Origin of the sequence: Rhodoferax sp. OV413 (assembly GCF_900104385.1) — a bacterium.
Lineage (GTDB): Bacteria > Pseudomonadota > Gammaproteobacteria > Burkholderiales > Burkholderiaceae_C > Rhodoferax_B.
The window spans coordinates 1-4,907 of record NZ_FNJA01000019.1 but is presented as its reverse complement, the minus strand read 5'-3'; the positions used below and the strand labels follow the sequence as shown (position 1 = coordinate 4,907).

At 50.3% G+C, this 4,907-nt stretch carries 2 tRNA genes and 2 rRNA genes; all 4 read right to left on the bottom strand.

Annotated elements, in window-relative coordinates:
• Positions 1 to 2,419: ribosomal RNA gene (locus BLT66_RS26320) — 23S ribosomal RNA — on the bottom strand; the annotation flags it as partial.
• A gap of 372 nt (positions 2,420 to 2,791) precedes the next feature.
• A tRNA-Ala gene (locus tag BLT66_RS26315) sits at positions 2,792 to 2,867 on the bottom strand.
• Between the two features lie 27 nt (positions 2,868 to 2,894).
• Positions 2,895 to 2,971 (bottom strand) — tRNA-Ile (locus BLT66_RS26310).
• 120 nt (positions 2,972 to 3,091) lie between these two features.
• Positions 3,092 to 4,628: ribosomal RNA gene (locus BLT66_RS26305) — 16S ribosomal RNA — on the bottom strand.
• Positions 4,629 to 4,907 lie beyond the last annotated feature (279 nt).

Genomic DNA, 4,907 nt, shown 5'->3' with positions numbered 1-4,907 from the left:
GTACCTTTTATCCGTTGAGCGATGGCCCTTCCATACAGAACCACCGGATCACTATGTCCTGCTTTCGCATCTGCTCGACTTGTCAGTCTCGCAGTTAAGCACGCTTATGCCATTGCACTATCATCACGATGTCCGACCGTAACTAGCGTACCTTCGAACTCCTCCGTTACGCTTTGGGAGGAGACCGCCCCAGTCAAACTGCCTACCATGCACTGTCCCCGATCCAGATAATGGACCTAGGTTAGAACCTCAAACACACCAGGGTGGTATTTCAACGTTGGCTCCACAAGATCTAGCGACCCTGCTTCAAAGCCTCCCACCTATCCTACACAGATCTGTTCAAAGTCCAATACAAAGCTACAGTAAAGGTTCATGGGGTCTTTCCGTCTTTCCGCGGGGAGATTGCATCATCACAAACATTTCAACTTCGCTGAGTCTCAGGAGGAGACAGTGTGGCCATCGTTACGCCATTCGTGCAGGTCGGAACTTACCCGACAAGGAATTTCGCTACCTTAGGACCGTTATAGTTACGGCCGCCGTTTACTGGGACTTCAATCAAGAGCTTGCACCCCATCATTTAATCTTCCAGCACCGGGCAGGCGTCACACCCTATACGTCCACTTTCGTGTTTGCAGAGTGCTGTGTTTTTAATAAACAGTCGCAGCCACCGATTTTTTGCAACCCCGTTGGGCTCCATCCGCAAGGGACTTCACCTACTAAAGGCACACCTTCTTCCGAAGTTACGGTGTCAATTTGCCGAGTTCCTTCTCCTGAGTTCTCTCAAGCGCCTTAGAATACTCATCTCGCGCACCAGTGTCGGTTTGCGGTACGGTCGTGTGTAGCTGAAGCTTAGTGGCTTTTCCTGGAAGCAGGGTATCACTCACTTCGGCTGCAAGCAGCCTCGTTATCACCCCTCATCTAAGCCCGGCGGATTTACCTACCAGGCACGACTACAGGCTTGAACCAACATATCCAACAGTTGGCTGAGCTAACCTTCTCCGTCCCCACATCGCACTACACATCGGTACAGGAATATTGACCTGTTTCCCATCAACTACGCATCTCTGCCTCGCCTTAGGGGCCGACTCACTCTACGCCGATGAACGTTGCGTAGAAAACCTTGCGCTTACGGCGAGGGGGCTTTTCACCCCCTTTAACGCTACTCATGTCAGCATTCGCACTTCTGATACCTCCAGCAGGGTTTACACCGCCACCTTCACAGGCCTACAGAACGCTCTCCTACCACTTGCAATAAATTGCAAATCCGCAGCTTCGGTAACTGGCTTAGCCCCGTTACATCTTCCGCGCAGGACGACTCGATCAGTGAGCTATTACGCTTTCTTTAAATGATGGCTGCTTCTAAGCCAACATCCTGACTGTTTTAGCCTTCCCACTTCGTTTCCCACTTAGCCAATTTTAGGGACCTTAGCTGGCGGTCTGGGTTGTTTCCCTCTTGAGTCCGGACGTTAGCACCCGGTGCTCTGTCTCCCAAGCTGTACTCGTCGGTATTCGGAGTTTGCATTGGTTTGGTAAGTCGCCATGACCCCCTAGCCAAAACAGTGCTCTACCCCCGACGGTAATACTTGAGGCACTACCTAAATAGTTTTCGGAGAGAACCAGCTATTTCCAAGTTTGTTTAGCCTTTCACCCCTATCCACAGCTCATCCGCTAGTTTTGCAACACTAGTCGGTTCGGACCTCCAGTGCGTGTTACCGCACCTTCATCCTGGCCATGGATAGATCACTTGGTTTCGGGTCTACACCCAGCGACTGAATCGCCCTATTCGGACTCGGTTTCCCTACGCCTTCCCTATTCGGTTAAGCTTGCCACTGAATGTAAGTCGCTGACCCATTATACAAAAGGTACGCAGTCACCCCTTTCGAGGCTCCTACTTTTTGTAAGCATGCGGTTTCAGGATCTATTTCACTCCCCTCCCGGGGTTCTTTTCGCCTTTCCCTCACGGTACTAGTTCACTATCGGTCAATGATGAGTATTTAGCCTTGGAGGATGGTCCCCCCATATTCAGACAGGATTTCTCGTGTCCCGCCCTACTTTTCGTTAACTTAGTACCACGCGTCTGTTTTCACGTACGGGGCTATCACCCGCTATGGCTAGCTTTTCCAAGCTATTCCGTTAACAGTCGCGCTATCACTAACAGGCTTTTCCGATTTCGCTCGCCACTACTTTCGGAATCTCGGTTGATGTCTTTTCCTCGAGCTACTGAGATGTTTCAGTTCACCCGGTTCGCCTCGCATGACTATGTATTCATCATGCGATACCCCTAAGGGTGGGTTTCCCCATTCAGAAATCTCCGGATCAAAGCTAATTTGCCAGCTCCCCGAAGCTTATCGCAGGCTATCACGTCTTTCGTCGCCTATCATTGCCAAGGCATCCACCACATGCTCTTATTCACTTGACCCTATAACTTTGACGTCTCTTTGCAGAAACACCGCCGTTGTCTTCAAGGAATGTTTGATTGGTCTTTCACCAATCGCGTTATGCCGTAAACAACTACAGCTCTTTCGAGCTTTCATCGTTAATTTTGAACTTCAAACCAAAGTCTGAATATTCGTTTTGACGCAATCAAAAATTTGTCGCTAGCGGCACGGTCTGCACTAAACCTTTACGAATGTGCAGTTTCCGCTAGCAACGCTGATTAAACTCTATGAATTTTTAATGAACAGCCGATTAACCTTTCGGTTAATTTATATCGATCAATAGATATTGATCAACAACAAAGTAGCCTTTTTAAAAGCCACTTTGGTGTTGAATAGATAAGCACCAACAATATTGGTGGAGGTGACAGGACTCGAACCCGCTACCTACTGCTTGCAAAGCAGCCGCTCTCCCAGCTGAGCTACACCCCCACAAAACTGGAGTGATTGTTGAATGGATGGTGGGTCTGGTTGGTTTCGAACCAACGACCCCCGCCTTATCAAGACGGTGCTCTAACCAACTGAGCTACAGACCCAAGCCGGTCGCTCTGAGATTCATTTCAAACTAAATACAAGACTCAGTTTAAAAATTGTCTTAGCGACAACCTTCCAACAACCGATAAGTGTGGGCATTCAAATTTGATTGCAGTTTCCAGAAAGGAGGTGATCCAGCCGCACCTTCCGATACGGCTACCTTGTTACGACTTCACCCCAGTCACGAACCCTGCCGTGGTAATCGCCCTCCTTGCGGTTAGGCTAACTACTTCTGGCAGAACCCGCTCCCATGGTGTGACGGGCGGTGTGTACAAGACCCGGGAACGTATTCACCGTGACATTCTGATCCACGATTACTAGCGATTCCGACTTCACGCAGTCGAGTTGCAGACTGCGATCCGGACTACGACTGGTTTTATGGGATTAGCTCCCCCTCGCGGGTTGGCAACCCTTTGTACCAGCCATTGTATGACGTGTGTAGCCCCACCTATAAGGGCCATGAGGACTTGACGTCATCCCCACCTTCCTCCGGTTTGTCACCGGCAGTCTCATTAGAGTGCCCAACTAAATGTAGCAACTAATGACAAGGGTTGCGCTCGTTGCGGGACTTAACCCAACATCTCACGACACGAGCTGACGACAGCCATGCAGCACCTGTGTTACGGCTCTCTTTCGAGCACGAAGCTATCTCTAGCGACTTCCGTACATGTCAAAGGTGGGTAAGGTTTTTCGCGTTGCATCGAATTAAACCACATCATCCACCGCTTGTGCGGGTCCCCGTCAATTCCTTTGAGTTTCAACCTTGCGGCCGTACTCCCCAGGCGGTCAACTTCACGCGTTAGCTTCGTTACTGAGTCAGTGAAGACCCAACAACCAGTTGACATCGTTTAGGGCGTGGACTACCAGGGTATCTAATCCTGTTTGCTCCCCACGCTTTCGTGCATGAGCGTCAGTACAGGTCCAGGGGATTGCCTTCGCCATCGGTGTTCCTCCGCATATCTACGCATTTCACTGCTACACGCGGAATTCCATCCCCCTCTACCGTACTCTAGCTATGCAGTCACAAATGCAGGTCCCAGGTTGAGCCCGGGGATTTCACATCTGTCTTACATAACCGCCTGCGCACGCTTTACGCCCAGTAATTCCGATTAACGCTCGCACCCTACGTATTACCGCGGCTGCTGGCACGTAGTTAGCCGGTGCTTATTCTTACGGTACCGTCATTAGCCCACCGTATTAGGGCAGACCGTTTCGTTCCGTACAAAAGCAGTTTACAACCCGAAGGCCTTCATCCTGCACGCGGCATTGCTGGATCAGGCTTGCGCCCATTGTCCAAAATTCCCCACTGCTGCCTCCCGTAGGAGTCTGGACCGTGTCTCAGTTCCAGTGTGGCTGGTCGTCCTCTCAGACCAGCTACAGATCGTCGCCTTGGTGGGCTTTTACCCCACCAACTAGCTAATCTGATATCGGCCGCTCCAATCGCGCGAGGCTCTTGCGAGTCCCCCGCTTTCATCCAGAGATCGTATGCGGTATTAGCACAGCTTTCGCTGCGTTATCCCCCACGACTGGGCACGTTCCGATATATTACTCACCCGTTCGCCACTCGCCACCAGGATTGCTCCCGTGCTGCCGTTCGACTTGCATGTGTAAGGCATGCCGCCAGCGTTCAATCTGAGCCAGGATCAAACTCTATAGTTCGATCTTGAATTTTTTGCCCCTGACTTTTACCACCAGAGGCCACTCATAAATTGGAATTGACATGAACTTCATTTCTGATATTCACATCTTTTTTACTTCATGAGCGTTTGTAGTGCTATGCACTAGTTCCGAAGAACTTGGCAATCGCATTCAAACACCCACGCTTATCGGCTGTATATTTTTAAGGATCAGCACCGCGATTTTTACTTCGCTTTGCTTGACTCGCTGTGATCAGCGAAGCCTTGTATTCTAGCATGCTTTTTTGAAGCTTGCTGCAAA